Annotated in this window: 13 protein-coding genes; 3 read left to right on the forward strand and 10 right to left on the reverse strand. The window is 71.9% G+C overall.

What is annotated here, in order from left to right; translation table 11 throughout:
* Window positions 1-217 precede the first annotated feature (217 nt).
* The 4 genes from K7854_RS18100 to K7854_RS18115 all read right to left on the reverse strand — a co-directional run bounded on the left by K7854_RS18100 (window position 218) and on the right by K7854_RS18115 (window position 5,206).
* On the reverse strand, window positions 218-1,522 hold the full coding sequence (locus K7854_RS18100) for a M50 family metallopeptidase (protein ID WP_505016450.1): 1,305 nt from the start codon (window positions 1,520-1,522) through the stop codon (window positions 218-220).
* The gene (gene dxr, locus K7854_RS18105; RefSeq protein WP_226027565.1) at window positions 1,519-2,775 is read right to left on the reverse strand and encodes a 1-deoxy-D-xylulose-5-phosphate reductoisomerase; all 1,257 of its coding nucleotides are present in this window, start codon (window positions 2,773-2,775) and stop codon (window positions 1,519-1,521) included. Before dxr ends, K7854_RS18100 begins: the two co-directional genes overlap by 4 nt.
* 210 nt (window positions 2,776-2,985) lie before the next feature.
* Entirely contained in the window at window positions 2,986-3,168 is a 183-nt protein-coding gene (locus tag K7854_RS18110) for a helix-turn-helix domain-containing protein (protein WP_226027566.1), read from the reverse strand.
* Between the two features lie 55 nt (window positions 3,169-3,223).
* Window positions 3,224-5,206, reverse strand: coding sequence for an acyl-CoA dehydrogenase family protein (locus K7854_RS18115; RefSeq protein ID WP_226027567.1), 1,983 nt, complete (start codon window positions 5,204-5,206; stop codon window positions 3,224-3,226).
* Between the two features lie 291 nt (window positions 5,207-5,497).
* Here K7854_RS18115 and K7854_RS18120 point away from each other — a divergent pair, with 291 nt between their 5' ends.
* Window positions 5,498-6,511, forward strand: a complete 1,014-nt coding sequence (locus tag K7854_RS18120) for a LacI family DNA-binding transcriptional regulator (RefSeq protein ID WP_226027568.1) — start codon at window positions 5,498-5,500, stop codon at window positions 6,509-6,511.
* A gap of 9 nt (window positions 6,512-6,520) precedes the next feature.
* Here K7854_RS18120 and K7854_RS18125 read toward each other — a convergent pair whose 3' ends face one another.
* Genes K7854_RS18125 through K7854_RS18145 form a run of 5 tightly spaced genes read right to left on the reverse strand, consistent with a single transcriptional unit; the run spans window position 6,521 to window position 14,461 of the window.
* Window positions 6,521-8,764 carry a glycosyl hydrolase family 95 catalytic domain-containing protein gene (locus tag K7854_RS18125; protein ID WP_226027569.1) on the reverse strand — a complete coding sequence of 748 codons (2,244 nt, stop codon included), beginning with the start codon at window positions 8,762-8,764 and terminating at the stop codon, window positions 6,521-6,523.
* Entirely contained in the window at window positions 8,761-10,743 is a 1,983-nt protein-coding gene (locus K7854_RS18130) for a beta-galactosidase (protein WP_226027570.1), read from the reverse strand. The genes K7854_RS18125 and K7854_RS18130 overlap by 4 nt, the downstream gene beginning before the upstream one ends.
* Window positions 10,743-11,672, reverse strand: a complete 930-nt coding sequence (locus K7854_RS18135; protein ID WP_226027626.1) for a carbohydrate ABC transporter permease — start codon at window positions 11,670-11,672, stop codon at window positions 10,743-10,745. Before K7854_RS18135 ends, K7854_RS18130 begins: the two co-directional genes overlap by 1 nt.
* Window positions 11,673-11,710: 38 nt before the next feature.
* Window positions 11,711-12,748 carry an ABC transporter permease gene (locus K7854_RS18140; protein ID WP_226027571.1) on the reverse strand — a complete coding sequence of 346 codons (1,038 nt, stop codon included), beginning with the start codon at window positions 12,746-12,748 and terminating at the stop codon, window positions 11,711-11,713.
* A 27-nt stretch (window positions 12,749-12,775) separates the two neighbouring features.
* On the reverse strand, window positions 12,776-14,461 hold the full coding sequence (locus K7854_RS18145) for an extracellular solute-binding protein (protein ID WP_226027572.1): 1,686 nt from the start codon (window positions 14,459-14,461) through the stop codon (window positions 12,776-12,778).
* 265 nt (window positions 14,462-14,726) lie between these two features.
* Between K7854_RS18145 and K7854_RS18150 the strand changes: the two genes are divergently transcribed.
* On the forward strand, window positions 14,727-17,576 hold the full coding sequence (locus tag K7854_RS18150) for a glycoside hydrolase family 3 C-terminal domain-containing protein (RefSeq protein WP_226027573.1): 2,850 nt from the start codon (window positions 14,727-14,729) through the stop codon (window positions 17,574-17,576).
* 113 nt (window positions 17,577-17,689) lie between these two features.
* Here K7854_RS18150 and K7854_RS18155 read toward each other — a convergent pair whose 3' ends face one another.
* A complete protein-coding gene (locus K7854_RS18155; protein ID WP_226027574.1) occupies window positions 17,690-18,358 on the reverse strand; it encodes a hypothetical protein in 669 nt (222 codons plus the stop codon).
* 284 nt (window positions 18,359-18,642) lie between these two features.
* Between K7854_RS18155 and K7854_RS18160 the strand changes: the two genes are divergently transcribed.
* Window positions 18,643-19,056: a cytidine/deoxycytidylate deaminase family protein gene (locus K7854_RS18160; RefSeq protein ID WP_226027575.1), complete on the forward strand. Its 414-nt coding sequence runs from the start codon at window positions 18,643-18,645 to the stop codon at window positions 19,054-19,056.
* The last annotated feature ends 9 nt before the right edge of the window (window positions 19,057-19,065 follow it).

Raw genomic sequence — 19,065 nt, forward strand, 5'->3', positions numbered from 1 at the left:
CCCGTTCAGCGGCGGGCTCCGGCATCCGAGATTACGGCACCCAGATGAACGCCGGGCACGCGGCGTACGGGAGATGCACCCTTTGGCGGCCATGTGCCGGGCGGGACGAGTGAAGCCCGGTCCGGAGGGACATGCTCTCCGGATCGGGCTTCTCATCGGATCGGTCGGACGGTCCGCAGATCCGGTCGTCATGCCGGTGCCGCGGCGGGCTGGACGGTCAGGTGATGCGGACCGGGTTGACCACGTCGGCCACCAGGACGAGCAGGGTGAAGCAGACGAAGACGCCCGCCACCACGTAGGCCACCGGCATCAGCTTCGCCACGTCGAAGGGACCGGGGTCGGGCCTGCGCAGCACCTTGGCGGTGCCACGGCGCAGCGACTCCCACAGCGCGCCCGCGATGTGCCCGCCGTCGAGCGGCAGCAGCGGGAGCATGTTGAAGAGGAACAGGGAGAGGTTGAAGCCGGCCACCAGCATGACGAACATGGCGAGCTGCTGGGTGGGCGGGATGTCGAGGGTGGCGATCTCGCCGCCGACGCGGGCGGCACCGACGACGCCCATCGGGGAGTCGGCCTCGCGCGGTCCGTCGCCGAAGGCCGCGTCCCACAGGGCCGGGATCTTGGCGGGCAGCGCGGCGAGGTTGTCGACGGCGTCGCCGATCCGGTCGCCCATCCAGGTCACGGACTGGCCGAAGTCCTGTTTCACCACGCCGGTGGCGGAGCTGAAGCCGAGGAAGCCCGCGGTGACGTACTCGCCCTGGACGATCTGTCCGTTGGAGTCCTTCTTGGCGACCTTGTTGGTGGCGATGGTCGCGTGGAGGGTGATCTCCTCGCCCTTGCGCTCGACGACGACCGGCACGTCCTCGCCGGGGTTGGCGCGGATCAGGTCGGACAGCTTGTCCCAGTCGTCGGTCCGTACGCCGTCGAAGGCGAGGATCTTGTCGCCGGCCCTCAGGCCCGCCGCGGCGGCCGGGGAGGCCGGGTCGGACTTGGTGCAGTCGTCGCGGTTCTCGCTCTGCGAGATGACGCACTGGGAGACGGAGCTGACGGTGGTGGTCTGCTGGGAGATGCCGAAGCCCATCAGGACGGTGAGGAAGAGCACCACCGCGAGGATCAGGTTCATGAAGGGGCCGGCGAACATCACGATGACGCGCTTCCACGGCTTGCGCGTGTAGAAGAGCCGCTTCTCGTCGCCGGGCTGCAGTTCCTCGAAGGCGGCCGAGCGGGCGTCCTCTATCATCCCGCGCCAGGGCGAGGTGGAGCGTGCCTCCATGCGGCCGTCGGGGCCGGGCGGGAACATGCCGATCATGCGGATGTAGCCGCCGAAGGGGATGGCCTTGATCCCGTACTCGGTGTCGCCCTTCTTCTTGGAGAAGAGCGTCGGTCCGAAGCCCACCATGTACTGCGGCACCCGGATGCCGAACATCTTGGCCGTGGACAGGTGGCCCAGCTCGTGCCAGGCGATGGAGAAGAGCAGGCCGACGGCGAAGAGGACTATGCCGAGGATGAACATCAGGGTCGTCATGCACGGGCCTCCGCCGTCTGTGCCGCCAGTTGCCGGGCCCGGGCGCGTGCCCAGGTCTCCGCTTCGAGGACGTCCGCGACGGTGAGCGAGGTTCCCGTACGGGGGGTGCCGTGCTCCTCGACCACCCGCGTGACGGTCTCCATGATCCCGAGAAACGGCAGCGCGCCGGAGCGGAACGCCTCGACGCACTCCTCGTTGGCGGCATTGAACACCGCCGGGGCCGTGCCCGCGAGCTGTCCGACGTGCCTGGCCAGGTCGACGGAGGGAAAGGCCTCGTTGTCGAGCGGGAAGAACTCCCAGGTCGAGGCCTTGCTCCAGTCGAAGGCGGGCGCGGCGTCGGGGACGCGGTCGGGCCAGCCCAGGCCCACGGCGATGGGCCCGCCCATGTCGGGGGGCGTGGCGTGGGCCAGCGTCGATCCGTCCGTGTACTCCACCATCGAGTGGACATACGACTGCGGGTGCACGACCACCTCAATGCGGTCGAAGGGAATGTCGTAGAGCAGGTGGGCCTCGATCACCTCCAGGCCCTTGTTGACGAGGGTGGCGGAGTTGATCGTGATCACCGGGCCCATGGCCCAGGTGGGGTGGGCCAGGGCGTCCTCGACGGTGACGGCCGCCAGGTGGTCCCTCGTCCGGCCGCGGAACGGGCCGCCGGAGGCGGTGACGACCAGCTTGCGCACGTCGGCGCGGGTGCCGGCGGCCAGCGCCTGGAAGAGGGCGGCGTGCTCGGAGTCGACCGGGATGATCTGGCCCGGCTTGGCCAGCGCCTTGACCAGCGGGCCGCCGACGATGAGCGACTCCTTGTTGGCCAGCGCCAGGGTGCGGCCCGCCTCCAGGGCGGCGAGGGTGGGCGCGAGTCCGATGGAGCCGGTGATGCCGTTGAGCACGGTGTGGCAGTCGGAGGCGGCGACCTGGGTGGCCGCCTCCGGTCCGGCCAGGATCTCGGGGAGCGGCTCGCCCGCGCCGTACTGGTCGGCGAGCGCCTCCCGCAGCGCCGGTACGACGTCCTCGCGGGCGACGGCGACGGTCCGCACCTTCAGCCGGTACGCCTGCTCGGCGAGGAGGGCGACCCGGCCGCCGTTGGCGGACAGGGCGGTGACCCGGAAGCGGTCCGGGTTGCGCAGCACGAGGTCGATGGCCTGGGTCCCGATCGACCCGGTGGACCCGAGGATCACCACGTCCTTCGGGCCGTCGCCCGCCACCGGGTCGTAGACGAGGTGGGGGTCGGCGAGTGGGGCTGGACTGTCGCTCATCCCCCCATTGTGTCCGCAACGCCCCTCCGGGAGGACAGCGCGTCCCTCGCACGGGTGTCGCGCACCCGCGAGGGCCGCCGGCGGTTTCCCGGACGGGCTCACTCACCGGAGTCGGACGGGCACTGAGCCGGCCCCTAACCTGGCGCGCGGTCGCTCAGTCACCGGCGACCAACTCGGCGAGCGGGACGTCAAGGGCGGACCCGATGAGGATCAGGTCGTCAAGAGTCGCGTCGTGGCGCCCTGCTCGACTTGGTCGATCCTCCTGCCGCCGAGCCCGGTCCTTTCGCCGAGTTCGTCCTGGCTGATGCCAAGGGCTTCACGTTGAACACGGATGCGCCGCCCGAGCAGGCGCAGCCGGTGGGTCACCCAGTCGGGCGGCGAATCGGACGGCATGCGATGACTCTACGTCCGCCTCGGCGCCGCAGGGGTGGCGCCGAGGCACGAGGCATCAACCGATGGCCCGGCGGACGTTCTCCCGTTGGGACGGCCCCGGTGTCGCGTCCGCGATCCATGGGCCGTCGCCCGAGGGGTCGACGACGCCCTGCTCCAGCCACTCGTACGCGCCGCCCAGCACGCCCTTGACGACCTTGCGGTCCAGGTCGTCGGTGTTGGTCCACAGGCGGCCGAAGAGTTCCTCGACGCGGATGCGGGACTGGCGGCAGAAGGCGTCGGCGAGCTGGTAGGCCTCGCGGCCGTGGTCGCCCTTGGCGCGCAGGTGCTCGGCGCGGACGCAGGCGGCGCTCATCGCGAACAGCTCCGCGCCGATGTCGACGATCCGGCCGAGGAAGCCCTGCTTGGCCTCCATCCGGCCCTGCCAGCGGGACATGGCGTAGAAGGTGGAGCGGGCGAGCTTGCGTGCGGTGCGTTCGACGTAGCGCAGGTGGGCGGAGAGGTCGGGGTGGCCCGAGGGGTGGAAGTCGGCGTACGAGCGCGGGAGCTGCCCCGGCCCCGCGACCAGCTTCGGCAGCCACTTGGCGTAGAAGACGCCGGCCTGGGCGCCCGCCCTCGCCTTGTCGGAGAGGGTCTTGTCGGGGTCGATCAGGTCGCCGGCGACCGAGAGGTGGGCGTCGACGGCCTCGCGCGCGATCAGCAGGTGCATGATCTCGGTGGAGCCCTCGAAGATGCGGTTGATGCGCAGGTCCCGCAGGAGTTGCTCGGCGGGGACCGCGCGCTCGCCGCGGGCTTCGAGGGAGGCCGCGGTCTCGAAGCCCCGGCCGCCGCGGATCTGGACCAGTTCGTCGGCCATCAGGCAGGCCATCTCGGAGCCGTAGAGCTTGGCGAGGGCGGCCTCGATGCGGATGTCGTTGCGGTCCTCGTCGGCCATCTGGGAGGAGAGGTCCAGGACGGCCTCCAGGGCGAAGGTGGTCGCCGCGATGAAGGAGATCTTGGAGCCGACCGCCTCGTGCAGCGCGACCGGCTTGCCCCACTGCTCGCGCACCGCCGACCACTCGCGGGCGATCTTCAGGCACCACTTGCCGGCGCCGACGCACATGGCCGGCAGCGAGAGGCGGCCGGTGTTGAGGGTGGTCAGGGCGATCTTGAGGCCGGCGCCCTCGGGGCCGATGCGGTTGGCGGCCGGGACGCGCACCCGGTGGAAGCGGGTGACGCCGTTCTCCAGGCCGCGCAGGCCCATGAAGGCGTTGCGGTTCTCGACCGTGATGCCCTCGGAGGCGGCCTCGACGACGAACGCGGTGATGCCCCCCTTGCCGCCCCCGCCGTCCTTGCCACCCTTGCTGCCCTGCCCGGCCTCGGGCTTCGGGACGCGGGCCATGACGACGAGCAGGTCGGCGACCACGCCGTTGGTGGTCCACAGCTTCACGCCGTCGAGGACGTAGTCGTCGCCGTCCCGGACGGCGGTGGTGGCCAGGCGGGCCGGGTCGGAGCCGACGTCCGGCTCGGTGAGCAGGAAGGCCGAGATGTCGGTGCGGGCGCAGCGCGGCAGGAACGTGTCCTTCTGCTCCTGGGTGCCGAACATCTTCAGCGGCTGCGGCACGCCGATCGACTGGTGGGCGGAGAGCAGCGCGCCGATCGCCGGGTTCGCGGACCCGACCAGGGCGAGGGCCTTGTTGTAGTAGACCTGGGTCAGGCCGAGGCCGCCGTACTTGGTGTCGATCTTCATGCCGAAGGCGCCCAGCTCCTTCAGCCCGGTGATCACGTCGTCGGGGATCCGCGCGTCGCGCTCGATCACCGCGCCGTCGATCTTCGTCTCGCAGAAGTCGCGCAGCTTGGCGAGGAACTCCTCGCCCCGCTGGACGTCCTCGTCGGCCGGGAGCGGGTGGGGGTGGAGGAGGTCGAGGCGGAAGCGGCCGAGGAACAGCTCCTTGGCGAAGCTGGGCTTGCGCCAGTCCTGTTCCCGGGCCGCCTCCGCGACCTGTCGGGCCTCACGTTCGGTGACGGTGGGACGGGAGGAGGAAGTGGGTGGTGCGGACATGAGGCTCACCTCGCCACGAATCGCCCTGCACGAACTTGCGGACGTACGTTACTAGTCGGTGCTACTCGATCGTATGTACCCGATTCCGGGCGACCCGGCCACCCTTCGTGCGGCCGTTCGGCCGATACTGCGAGGGTGGGTCCGACAGGGGGAGCGTGGAAGACAGTCCAGTCGAAGCGCTTCGACATGGTATGGACACCCATCCGCACTGGGGCTACTGTCGAACCACCCTCGCCCGCCGCTATTCGTCCCGCGCGCTGTCGAAGCGCTTCACATCACTTGGAGAGCCGGATGGTCACCCTCGCCGAGGTCGCCCAGCACGCCGGAGTCTCGGCGAGCACGGTGAGCTATGTCCTCAGCGGCAAGCGGTCCATCTCCACCACCACCCGGCAACGGGTCGAGGAGAGCATCCGGAAGCTCGGTTACCACCCGAACGCCGGCGCCCGCGCACTGGCCAGCAGCAGGTCGAACATCATCGCCCTCATGATCCCGCTGCGCACCGACATGTACGTGCCCGTGATGATGGAGATCGCCATCGCGGTCGCGGCCGGCGCGCGCACCCACGGGTACGACATCCTGCTGCTCACCGGCGAGGAGGGCCCCGACGCGGTGCGCCGGGTCACCGGCAGCGGACTCGCCGACGCGATGATCCTCATGGACGTCGAACTCGACGACGAGCGGCTCCCCCTGCTGCGCGCCACCGACCAGCCGTCCGTCCTCATCGGACTCCCCGCCGACACCGAGGGCCTCACCTGCGTCGACTTGGACTTCCGGGCGACCGGCGCGCTCTGCGTGGAGCACCTGGCGGGGCTGGGCCACCGTGACATCGCGGTCATCGGCGAGGCCGCCGCCGTCTACGAGCGGCACACCGGCTTCGCCGAGCGCACCCTCGACGGTCTGCGCACCCGGGCCCGGGAGCTGGGGCTGCGGCTGCTGCACCGGCCCTGCGAGGGCGGGTACGACACGATGGCCGCGACGCTGGCCCGGGTCTTCGACGAACGTCCGGACACCACGGGGTTCGTCGTCCAGAACGAGGCGGCCGTCGAGCCGCTGCTCGCTCTGCTGCGCCAGCAGGGCCGGGCCGTGCCGGAGGACGTGTCGGTGGTCGCCGTCTGCCCCGAGCAGGTCGCGACCCAGGCCTCGGTGCGGCTCACCTCGGTCGCGGTGCCCGCGCAGGAGATGGGCCGGCGGGCCGTGGAACAGCTGGTCGCCAAGCTCGACGGCCGCGGCAGCGACGAGGTCGTGCTGCTCGCGCCCGAGCTGACGGTGCGGGCCAGCTCGGGACCGGCGCCCGTCGGGCCGTAGGCCCCTGGCTCACCGCGCCCCGACGCCGATCACGTGGTCCTTCCCGGCGGTGAGGTCGAGTCGTTCCGCCCCGGAGGGGGTCCTGAGTTCGATGCGCAGGGTGCGGTCCGGGCGCAGGACGGCCGTCGCGCTGCCGTCGGGCCTCCAGGTGAGGTCGAGCGCGGCCCCGAAGCGGGTGCGTACGCCCCGCAGCGCGCCCCGCGGGCAGGAGGCGGGGAGGGCGGGCAGCAGGACCAGCCGGCCGGGGGTGGACTGCACGAGCATCTCGATGAGCACCGCGGGCAGGGCGTGCGCCGCGTCCGCGTTGTAGACGTCGCGGCCGGGGTAGTGGGCGCTCATCAGCGACGCGTGGAAGTAGTCGCCGCCGAGCACCTGGTCCAGGGCGTGCGCGACCCCGGCTCCGTGCCGGAGGCGGGCCGCGACCAGGGCGTGGTGCAGGTGGCCGTGGGCGGAGTCGTTCTCGGCGCCGCGCAGTTCGAGGGCGCGGCGGGCGGCTTCGGCGAGGCCGGGGGTGTCGTACGGATTGATCTCGTCCAGCGGCCAGACGCCGTAGAGGTGGCTGAGGTGGCGGTGGTCGTAGGTGTCCGCCAGGCCGGGCCACGCCCACTCGGCGAGCGCGCCGTCCGCGTTGACCCGGTGCGGAGGCAGGCGCTCGGCGAGGGCGCGCCGGCGGTCGGCGTGCTCGGGGTCGCGGTCGGCGGCGGCGCGCAGGGCGTGCCGGGCGGCGGACAGGTCCATCGCCGCGTTCAGGGTGCCCCAGCTCGCGTTCGCGGGGCGGTTCTCGGGCGAGTAGGAGGGGACGACGACCAGGTGGCCGTCCTCGTCGGTGCGCCGGAGGAAGTCCTCGTAGAACAGGGCGACTTCGGCCAGCGCGGCGGTGGTGCGCGGGTCGGGGGTGCCGTACGTCTCGTCGTGGTCGAGGAGGGGCTTGAGCAGCCAGTCGGCGCCCGCGGTCCACAGGTGCAGCGGGTACTCACGGCTGAAGTGGTACGTGTGGCCGCACTCGCCGTCGGTGTGGGAGGGCGCGACCGCGCCGCGGGTGCCGAAGATCTCGCGGGCGTTGTCCCGCCAGTCCGGGAGCTGGCGGTGCACCAGGGCGGCGTGGGCCTCGGTGACCTCGGGGAGGGCGGCGGCCGCGGCGGAGGCGGTCTGGAGGTTGAGGTTGGCGTTGGTGGTGAAGGCGCCGGACCAGGCGGTGTTCCAGTCGCCGGTCCACAGGCCGGTGAGGCGGGGCGGGAGCAGGCCGCTGGCCGACAGCAGGTGGTAGCGGCCGGCGGCGAAGAGCCGTTCCAGCAGGGCGGGGCCGCCGGCCCTGGCGAGCAGTGCCGAACCCGGCAGGGCGCGTTCGGCGGGGTCGGCGGCGAGGTCGAGGGTGACGCGGTCGTAGGCGGTGCGGTGGTGGTCCAGGTGCCGGGCGAGGAGGTCGTCGTACGGGGCCGTGCCGGAGGGGGTGTCCAGCAGGGCGCGCAGGGCGCGGCTCTCGGCGACCGTGTCCAGCTCGCCGGTGTGGCGGTGCACCCGGGTCAGCAGCAGCACCTCGGTGGCGCCCTCGACCAGGACGCCCGGCGGGACCAGCTTCACGGTGCCGCCGGTGACGGCGGCGAGGGTGACGCCGGTGTAGGCGAGGTCGCTGCCGGGATAGCGGGCGCGCAGGGTGAGCAGGGCGCCCTCGGGGGTGAGGACGGTGCCGTGGCCGACGCCGAGCCCGGCGGGGGCGCCCGGGAGCCGGGGGTCGAGGGACAGGTCGAGGGTGAGGTGCGGGGCGGTGACGTGCTGGACGATCACGTCGTCGGCGCGGGAGACGAAGACGCGGCTGGTCCAGCCGGCGCGGGTGGCCGTGGTCTCGCCGGTGGTGAAGTCGACGGCGCGGCGGTAGGGGGCACGGGAGTCGTGGATGTCCCGGATGCCGCGGGTGTCCTCGGCCGGTGGCCGGTTCAGGCGCAGTTGGAAGGCCGGGTGGAAGGGGCGTACCCACTGCAGCGGGCGGCCGTCGGTGAAGTTCTCGGCGGCGGCGGTGTCGCCGGCCAGCAGCCGGTCCTGGAGGGCGAGGAGCGCGGCGGCGAGCGCGGGCGGGCGGCGGTGTCCGTCGTCACCGTCGGGGCGGACCAGGGTGTGGTGGGTGACGATCACCCGGTCGGCGTCGGGATCGCCGAACACCAGCGCGCCGTGGTGGCCGTTGCCGCTCAGGAAGGCGTCCTCCCAGCGGGTGGCGGGCTCCGGCTCCCAGGTGCCGTGCACGGGCGGGCCGCTCATGGGGCCGGCTCCGGGTCCCGCAGCACGGCCACGCCGTAGCGGCCCAGGGTGACGCGGTCGGTGACGACGGCGTCGGTCAGCAGCTCGCGGTGGGTGCCGGGGACGTCCACGGTGACCGGGTCGCGGCCGTGGTGGAGCAGGAACAGCAGGTCGCCCCGGCGGACCGCCTCGACCTCGGCGGGGAGGGCGTCGAGCACCGGGCGGGCGCCCGCGTCGGCGGCGATCCGGGCGAGGAGGTCGCGCAGCGCGTCCGGCTCGGGCAGGGTCGACAGGTACCAGGCGCCGCCCTTGCGGAGGACGGCCGGGAGTCCGTCCAGTTCGCCGCCCTTGTAGGGGATCGTCTCGGACGCGGTGCCGTCGGGTTCGATCTCCTCCGACCAGAGGGTGCCGCGGAAGCCGTCGCAGTCGGCGCTCTCCCCGGCGTCCAGGGGCCACCACTCGTGCAGGGTGCGGATGCCGAACAGCTCGCGCAGCCGGGCGTCCATGCCGCCGGGCCGGACGCGGTCGTCCGGGTCGGCGACGCCGGTGAGGAAGCCGCAGACGAGGGTGCCGCCGCGGCGGACGTGGGCGAGGAGGTTGTCGACCGCCGCGTCGGTGAGGGCGTAGAGCTGGGGCACGACGACGACCCGGTACGGGGTGAGGTCGTCCTCGGGGCGGGCGAAGTCGGTGGTGAGGTGGGCCCGCCACAGCGCGCAGTGCCAGGTGCGCAGGACGTCCGCGTGGTCGACGCGGGCGGAGGGGCGGGCCTCCTGGTCGGCGGCCCACCAGGCGTGCCAGTCGTGCAGGACGGCGATGTCGGCGCTGATCGTGCCACCGGCCGCGTACGGGCCGAGCCGCGCGAGGTCGGCGCCGAGCCGGACGACCTCCTGGTAGGTGCGCCCCTGCTCCCCCGCGTGGCTGACCATGCCGGAGTGGAACTTCTCGGCGCCCTGCCGTGACTGGCGCCACTGGAAGTAGCAGACGGCGTCGGCGCCGCGGGCCACCGCCTGGAGCGACCAGAGGCGGTTGAGGCCGCGCGGTTTGGGGTGGTTCACACCGCGCCAGTTGACGGGTCCGGCCGCCTGTTCCATGAGCATCCACGGGCCGCGCGCCTGCGAGCGGGTCATGTCCTGGACCAGGGCGCCTTCCTGGGCGCCGTACGGGTCGCGCGGGTCGGGGTAGAGGTCGACGGAGACGACGTCCTCCTCCTCGGCCCAGCGCCAGGCGTCCTGGCCGGACCACAGCGGCATGAAGTTGGTGGTGACCGGGATGTGCGGGGTGTGGCGGCGGACGATGTCGCGCTCGGCGGTGTAGCACTCCAGGAGCATGTCGGAGGTGAAGCGCCGGAAGTCCAGGACCTGGGTGGGGTTCCTCAGGTAGTGGGCGCGGCGGGGCGGGGCGACCTCGGCCCAGTCGCCGTAGCCCTGGCTCCAGAAGGCGGTGCCCCAGGCGGTGTTGAGGGCGTCGAGGGAGCCGTAGCGGTCCTGGAGCCAGCGGCGGAAGCGGGTGGCGGCCTCGTCGCCGTGGTCGTAGGTGCAGTACTCGTTGTTGATGTGCCACAGGGTGAGCGCGGGATGGGACCCGTACCGCGCGGCCAGGGCCTCGGTGATGGCGGCGGCGTGCCGGCGGTAGACGGTGCTGGAGTGCGAGAAGTGCTGCCGGCCGCCCCACCACTCGGTGCGGCCGTCCGAGTCCCGGGGCAGGGTGTCGGGGTGCAGGTGGCCCAGCCAGGGCGGGGGCGAGGCGGTGGGGGTGGCGAGGACGACGCCGATGCCGGCCTCGTGCAGCAGGTCCATGAGCCGGTCCAGCCAGGCGAAGTCGTGGACGCCGGGGCGTGGTTCGAGCCTGGCCCAGGAGAAGACGCCGAGGGTGACGGAGTTGACGCCCGCGGCCTTCATCAGGCGTATGTCCTCGGGCCAGGTCTCCTCGGGCCACTGCTCCGGGTTGTAGTCGCCGCCGTACAGGATGCGCCCGCGGGTGGCGTCGGACAGGTCCGGCATCAGCCCTTCACCGCCCCGGTGAGCATGCCCTTCTTGAAGTGGCGCTGGACGAAGGGCGACAGTACGGCGACCGGCAGCAGGGCCATGACCATCACGGCCATCTGGACGGCCAGGCCGGACAGTTCACCGGTCTTGATCGCCTGGCCGAGGCCGACCGGTGCCTCCTGCTTCTGCACCAGCTGGATCATGACGTTCTGCAGGGGCAGCATGTCCTGGTCGTTCAGGTACAGGGAGGCGTTGAACCAGGCGCTCCAGTAGCCGACGGCGTAGAACAGCGTGATCACCGCGACGACGGCACGGGACAGCGGCAGGACGATCTGCCACAGGATGCGCAGGTCCCCGGCGCCGTCGATGCGGGCGCTGTCGATCAGTTCCTGGGAGATGCCCATGAAGAAGCCGCGCAGCACCAGGATGTTGAAGACGCTGATCGCGCTCGGCAGGATCAGCGCGAGGTAGCTGTCGGTCAGGCCCAGGGACTGCACCAGCAGGTAGGTGGGGATGAGACCGGCGCTGAAGAACATCGTGGCGAGCAGCACCATGAGGATCCAGCGGTGGCCCAGCGAGCCGCTGCGGGAGAGTCCGTAGGCGCACAGCACGGACACCGCCATGGAGAACAGGGTGCCGACGAGCGTGACGCCGATGCTGACGAGCGCGGCGCGGGTGACCTGGCCGCCGCTGAGCAGCTCCTGGTAGGCGACGAAGGTGATGTCCTTGGGGATCATCACCAGGCCGCCGGCCTCGTCGATGGACCTGCGGCTGGAGAGGCTGGTGACGACGACGATCCACAGCGGGAACAGGATGCCCAGGCAGGCCAGGAGCAGGACCAGCCCCTTGCCGGCGAGTCCGGCCCGGCTGGGCTTCTCCTCCCACACGGGGCGGGGCGGGGCCACCCACGGCCGGGGCCGGCGCGCGGGCGGGCCGCTCACCACGGCCGGTTCCCGTACGGCCGTCGCTTCGGGTACGGCGGTCACTTCTTGTACACCCCCTGCTCGCCCATGAGGTGGGCGACCTTGTTGGCCACCAGCACCAGGCCGAGGCTGATGACGCCCTTGACGAGTCCCGCGGCGGCCGCGTAGCCGAAGTCCTGGTTGCGTACGCCGTTCCACCACACGAAGGTGTCGAGGACCTCGGCGGCGCCCGGTCCGACGGCGTCGCGTTGCAGCAGGATCTGTTCGAAGCCGACGGTCAGGGCGTCGCCGACGCGCAGCACCAGCAGCAGGGCGATCACCGGGCGCAGCGCGGGCAGCGTGACGTGCCACATGCGGCGCCAGCGGTTGGCGCCGTCCATCGCGGCGGCCTCGTACAGGTCGGGGCTGACCGAGGCTAGGGCGGCGAGGAAGACGATGATCCCCCAGCCGGCGTCCTTCCACACGCTCTGCGCGGTGACCAGGAACTTGAAGGTGTCCGGGTCGGTCATGACGCTGAGCCCGTCGTACCCGTGGTCGCGCAGCAGCTGGGACAGCAGTCCGGCGCCGCCGAGCAGCTGCTGGAAGACGGCGATGACCAGCACCCAGGAGAAGAAGTGCGGCAGGTAGAGGACGGCCTGCGCGATCGCCCGCACCCGGGGCCTGACCACGCTGTTGATGAGCAGCGCGAGGGCGATGGGGATCGGGAAGTACAGCACGAGCTGGAGCACGAAGAGCACGAGTGTGTTGCGCACCGAGTTCCAGAAGGCGGAGTCCTCGAAGATCCGCTGGAAGTTCTCCAGGCCCACCCAGGGGCTGTGCAGGATGGAGACGACCCCGTTGTCACTGAGGTACGGGTCGTACTCCTGGAAGGCGACGACGTTGCCGAGGATCGGCACGTAGTTGAAGAGCAGCACCAGCAGCACGGCCGGCAGTGTCATCAGCAGCAGCACGCGGTCGCGCCGGAACCGCAGCCGCAGGCTCAGCTTTCCCGGCCGCCGTTTTCCCCCGCGGGGGCCGGCGGCGTCGCCGGACGCCGCCGGGGTCTTCTTCGTCGTATCGGCCTCGGCCCTGGTCCGAGGCACCGTGCTGTGGGACACGGTGGTTCTCCTTGCCTCGGTACCCGGTCAGCCGGCCGCCGGACCGTTCTCGTCGAGGATCTTCTGGTACCAGTCGCGCAGCTTGTCCCCGCCCTTGCTCTTCCAGTCGGAGACGGCCTGCTGCATGTCGCCGATCTTCTTGCGGCCGCGGACGATGTCGTCCTCCAGCTGCTCGAAGTCGTTGGAGAGGTTGGTCCAGCGGGCGGGCTCGACGATCTGCATGCCGTAGAACGTGGGCTTCTTGGTGACGGCGCCCGTCCGCTGCTGCCACTCGACCTGCCCCTTGGCGACCTCGGGGAAGTCGGGGTGGGCGATGGTCGCCGCGGGGCTCGCCACCATCACGTAGGCGTTCATCACGTCGATGTTGCCCTGGTCGGTCTTGGTGGGCACGCCGTCCTTGACGGTGTAGTGGGTGCCCTCGACGCCGTAGTTGGTGGCCATGTACTCCTTGGTCCCGTACGGCGCCGCGGTGACGTTGGCGACGGCCAGCACGTCGCGGATCACGGACTTGGACGCCTTCTTGTTGACGAAGGCGAAGATGGTCGCCGGGTTCTGGGCCCACAGGGTGGGGTCGCCGCCGTCGTGCCCGAAGAAGTCCATGCCCCAGATCTTGAACTCGGGGTTCTGGGTGGCCTGTTCGGCGGTACGGCTCCACCACTGGGAGATGTCCTGGTTGTAGACGAGGAACTCGCCGGCGGCGAACTTGGGTCCGGGGTCGGCGGCGTTGGACTTGCCGAGCTTGGCGTCGGGGTGCACGACCCCGGCGGCGAACAGCTTGCGCGTCCATTCCAGCGCCTCGAGGTACTCGTCCGTCTCGGCGCGGTAGACCAGCTTGCCGTCGACCTGGTTCCAGCCGAGCGACTTCTCGTTGCCGGAGAGCACACCGAAGGCGTTGAAGGCGGTCCACTTCATGTCCAGGCAGGCCCAGCGCTTGGCCCTGGCGTTGGTGGCGTCCTTGGCCAGCGCCATGAACTCGTCGCAGGAGCGGGGGACTTCGTAGCCCTCCTTCTCGAAGATGTCCTGCCGGTACAGCGGCACGATGCCGGACACGTACGAGGACGGCATCGGCAGGCCGAGCAGCTTGCCGCCGAAGATGGACCGCCGCCAGGCGTCGGTGGGGATCGCGGCGAGGTTCGGGTACTCCTTGACCGCGTCGCCGGACAGGTAGGGGCCGAGGTCGGCGAACTTGCCGATGATGGCGCTGGGTATCTTGCCGGTCATGTTCCAGCCGGGCACGACCACCACGTCCGGCACCTCGCTGGAGGCGAGGACCGCGCCGAGCTTCTGGTCGTAGGTGTTGCCGTCCTGGTTCTGCCAGACCACGTCGACGCCGATGAGGTCGTTCATCGCCTTGTAGTAGGCGTTGTCCTCCTTGGGCGGGGACCCCCAGAACGGCGACATGATGGTGACCTCGCCGCCCTTGCCGAGCTTCTTCGGCACCGAGGTCTTCAGCTCGGCGAGGTCGAGCTTGCTGGTGAAGCCGACCGCGGAACCGTTCTTGCTGGGGATGTCGGGCGTGACGACGCCGGCCGCCACGTACGCCGGCAGCAGCTCCGCTGCCTCCTTGCCCGACGTCGTGCCGTCGCGCGAGCCTCCGTCGGATCCGCCGCAGGCGGAGAGCAGCGGCACCCCTCCCGCCACCGCCGCGGTGGCGACCGCGGTGGAGGCGAGGAAACTTCTCCGGCTGGGACCGGAGGCGGCGTTCGGCGTCATTTGCGTCAACCCTTCGTGCCTTCGTGGCGCACCGGGACAGCCGACGGGCCGTCGGCTGCGGTGTGTCGAGGGAACTGAAATCGGCGTGTGGCGAAGTCCGTTGAAGCGTCGAAGCGCTTCGATGTTGCAGCGAGGTTAAGTTAACCCCTCGGGGCACACAAGGGTCGCTTCCAAGATTGGTGGCCGTCTTGACACCCAGCCGGGACTGCACGGAGCATCGAAGCGCTTCGACGTCCTGCCCGCACCATCGCAAGGGGACCCCCACGTGACCGCACCCACGCCGCCGTTCCGTGATCCGCAGCTGCCGTTCGCGAAGCGCGTCGACGACCTGCTGTCGCGGCTCACGCTCGACGAGAAGACGGCGTTCCTGCACCAGTTCGCCCCGGCCGTCCAGCGGCTCGGCATCGGCGCCTTCCGCACCGGCCAGGAGGCCCTGCACGGCGTGGCCTGGATGGGCCCGGCGACCGTGTTCCCGCAGGCCGTGGGGCTCGGCGCGACCTGGAACGAGGAGCTGGTGCGGCGGGTCGGCGAGGCGGTGTCCAAGGAGGCCCGGGCGATGCGCGCCCGCGACGAGCGCGTCGGCCTCAACGTCTGGTCGCCGACCGTGAACCTGCTGCGCCATCCGCTGTGGGGCCGCAACGAGGAGGGCTACTCCGAGGACCCGAAGCTCACCTCGGCCATCGCCACCGCCTACACCCGCGGCCTGCGCGGCGACCACCCGACGTACTGGCGCACCGCGCCCGTCCTCAAGCACTGGCTCGCCCACAACAACGAGACCGACCGGGACACCTCTTCGTCCTCCGTCCGCCCGCGCGTCCTCAACGAGTACGACCTGCGGGCCTTCCGGGAGACCGTCGAGGCGGGCGCGGTGGCCGGGGTGATGCCGGCCTACAACCTGGTCAACGGCCGCCCCAACCACCTCTCCCCGTACCTCGGGCGGCATCTGCGCGCCTGGACGGAGGACGAACTCCTGGTCTGCTCGGACGCGGGCGCGCCCTCCAACCTGGTCGACTCGGAGCACTACTTCGACACCCACGAGGAGGCGACCGCCGCCGCGCTGCGGGCCGGGGTGGACAGCTTCACCGACCACGGCACCGACTCCTCGCGGATCGTCGCGCGCCTGCGGGGCGCCCTGGAGCAGGGCCTGCTGACGGAGGCGGACGTGGACGCGGCGGTGCGCCGTCAGCTGTCGGTCCGCTTCCGGCTCGGCGAGTTCGACCCGGAGCACGACCCCTACGCGGGCGTCGACGACTTCGACACGCCGGAGCACCGGGCGCTCGCCCGCGAGGCGGCCGAGCAGGCGGTGGTCCTGCTCAAGAACGACGGCGTCCTGCCGCTGGCTCCCGACACCCGGGTCGCCGTCGTCGGACTGCTCGCCGACGAGTGCAAGCTCGACTGGTACAGCGGCACGCTGATCCACCGCTCGACTCCTCTGGAGGGCCTGTACGAGCGGTTCGGCGCCGACCGTGTGAGCTTCGCGGAGGGCGTGGACCGGGTCCGGCTGCGCACGGCCGACGGTACCTTCCTGCACGTCCTCCCGTCGGACGGCTCCCCCGCCGAGGCGCCCGGTGCGGAGGGCGCCCTCGACCCGGCCCTGCTGGCCGGCCGCACCGACCTGCCGCCCCTGACCACCGACGCCGTCGGCACCGAACTGGCGCTCGTCGACTGGGGCGAGGGCGTGCTCACCCTGCGCGCGCCCGACGGCCGGTACCTGTCCGTCGCCGAGGACGGCTACCTCCGCGCCTCCGCCGACCAGCCCGGGGGCTGGGTCGTGCAGGAGACCTTCCGGCTGGAACCCCATGGGGACGGTCACCTCCTGAGGCACACGGGAACGGGGCGCCCCGTCCAGGTCGCCGCCGACGGCGTGCAGGTTGCCGCGCCGGACACGGACGACACGGACGCCGAGGTCTTCGAGCTGGTGGTCGCCGAGCACGGCGAGGACGCGGTGGCGCGGGCCGCGGCCGGGGCGGACGTGGTCGTCGTGGTCGCGGGCAACGACCCGCACATCAACGGCCGCGAGACCGAGGACCGTACGACGCTGCGGCTGCCCGCCCACCAGGAACGGCTGCTGCGCGCCGCCCGCGCCGCCAACCCGGCGACCGTGCTGGCGCTGGTGTCCGCCTACCCGTACGCGGTCGACGTGGCGGCGCTCCCGGCGGCGCTGTGGACCGCGCACGGCGGGCAGGCGGCCGGCGCCGCGCTGGCCCGGGTCCTGGCTGGCGACGTCTCCCCGGCGGGCCGGCTCCCGCAGACCTGGTACGCCGACGACGCGGACCTGCCCGACCTGCTGGACTACGACGTGATCGGCGGCCGCCAGACCTACCTGTACTCCGAGGCGACGCCGCTGTTCCCGTTCGGGCACGGCCTGTCCTACGCGTCCTTCGGGTACGGGGACCTCACTGCTCAGGTGCGGGGCACGGCCGGGCCGGTGTCCGTGTCCTTCACGGTCACCAACACCGGGGAGGTGACCGCGGACGAGGTGGCCCAGCTCTACGTCCGCGCCGAGGCCCCGTCGGTGCCACGGCCGCGCCGCGAGCTGCTGGCCCACCGCCGGCTCACCCTGGCCCCGGGGGCGTCGGCCCGGGTCTCCTTCGAGGTGCCGCTGTCCGCCTTCGCGTTCTGGGACGTCGCGCACGACCGGTGGCGGCTGGAACCGGGCCCGTACGCCCTGCTGGCGGGTGCCTCCAGCGCGGACGTGCGCCTGTCGACGACCGTCACCCTCGACGGCGAGCCCGCCGCGCCGCGCCCGGTCGGCGCACTCGGTCTGGAAGCGGCCGACTTCGACGACCAGAGCGGCACGGAGATCGTCGACCGGACCAGGGTCGCGGGCGACGCGGTGACGGCGGTCCCCGGACGCACCGGCGAACTGCTCTACCGCGACTGCGACTTCGGCCCCGGCGTGACCGGGGTGACCGTGTCGGTCGCGGGCACCGGCTCGGTCGAGGTCGCGCTGGACGGGGGCCCGTGGACGGTGACCCTGTCGCCGGACGCGCCGACCGCGGGCCCGTACGACTACACGGCCCTGACCGGCGCCTTCACCGCCGCCGGCGTGCACGACCTCCGCATCAGACTGCGCGGCTCTCTGCGGCTCGCGCACGTCGGCTTCTCCGGTTGAGGGTCCGGAGAAGCCCGGCACGGGGGCGGGGCCCGGCACCGGCGACTACCGGTACCGGGCCCCCGACCCGCTGCCCGGACCGGTTCCGGTCCCGGTTCCGGTTTCGGTTCCGGTCAGGAGTGCTTCATGATCTGGTAACTGATACGCCGACGCGTCTGCCTGCTGATCCGCTCAGCCACGCCGGACAGCCAGCGCTCCAGGTCCTCGGTCTGCGGCTTGCCCCGCACCTTCTCGGCCATGAACCGGCCGGACTTGTCGTTGAGCGTCCAGACACCGCCGATGCGGTACAACTCGCCGCTGACGCGGCCCTTGGGATTGCTCGTGGTCCGGCCGGTCACCTGGTCGAAATGGGCCGCGATCGTGGGGTGGCCCATGTTCTCCAGGCCGCCGGAGAGGTCGTCGGCGGTCAGCCCCGGCTGCTTCGTCCGCATTCCGGCGAGCAGCCGGTCGAGCTGGCCCTTGGGGATGAGCGAGGCGACGTCCTCACTGCCCAGGGAGATCTCCCCGTCCTCCGTCACGGCGTACTGCCACTTCGCACCCTCGGGGCTGTTGTCGAGGTCCCGGCCGCTGAACTCGCTCAGCGGCACCCACAGGGGATTCAGCCGTACGTCGCCCTTGTCGTCGATCTCGTGGTCCTTGGTCTTCTTCGGCGGCACCGCCTGCCCGGCCGCGTGGTCGAGCTCCGCGGAGGAAGCACGCTGGACCGGGTGCGCCCGGCCACTGGGGCCGCTGGAGACCAAGCGGGACACGGCCTGGTTGCCGGCGAACCGCTGCAAGTTCATGGCTGCGTCGGTGGACATGGGACGGTTGCCCGGGGCCAGTGCCGCTTCGGCCTGCCTTTCCTCCCTTCGCATGAAGGAGGCGGGAAGCGCTTCTTCGGGCTTGGTCTTCCGGGCGTGTGCCAACGATCCAGTCCTTTGGCATGGGGCGATTTGGCGTACGATCCCGCAGGCGCGTGCCGATCATCCGAACAGCAGGGCAACACCACAGGGCCGGCAGCGGAACTCATACGCGCGCGAGCCCGCCCCCGGCCCGACACCGCCCGACACCTGACAAGGCGAAGACCATGCCCTCGCAGACGCACCCCGTCGACCACGAACTCATCGAGGCCGCCGCGCACGTGGCCCGGACCCGTTGCCGGGGCGACAACCACACCATGGCGGCCGCGGCCCGCGCCCGGGACGGGCGGATCGTCACGGCGGTCAACGCCTACCACTTCACCGGCGGTCCCTGCGCCGAGCTGGTCGTCGTCGGGGCGGCGGCGGCCCAGGGCGTGTACGAGCTGGAGACGATCGTCGCCGTCGGCGACCGCGAGCGCGGGGTCGTGCCGCCGTGCGGCCGGTGCCGTCAGGTCCTGCTCGACTACTTCCCCGGGCTCAGGGTGATCGTCGGAGACGGGGACCGGGTGCGCGCGGTCCCCGTCGCCGACCTGCTGCCCGAGACGTACGTCTGGGCGGACCACCAGCTCGACGCCGGGTGAGACCGGAAC

Origin of the sequence: Streptomyces hyderabadensis (assembly GCF_020404845.1) — a bacterium.
GTDB lineage: Bacteria > Actinomycetota > Actinomycetes > Streptomycetales > Streptomycetaceae > Streptomyces > Streptomyces hyderabadensis.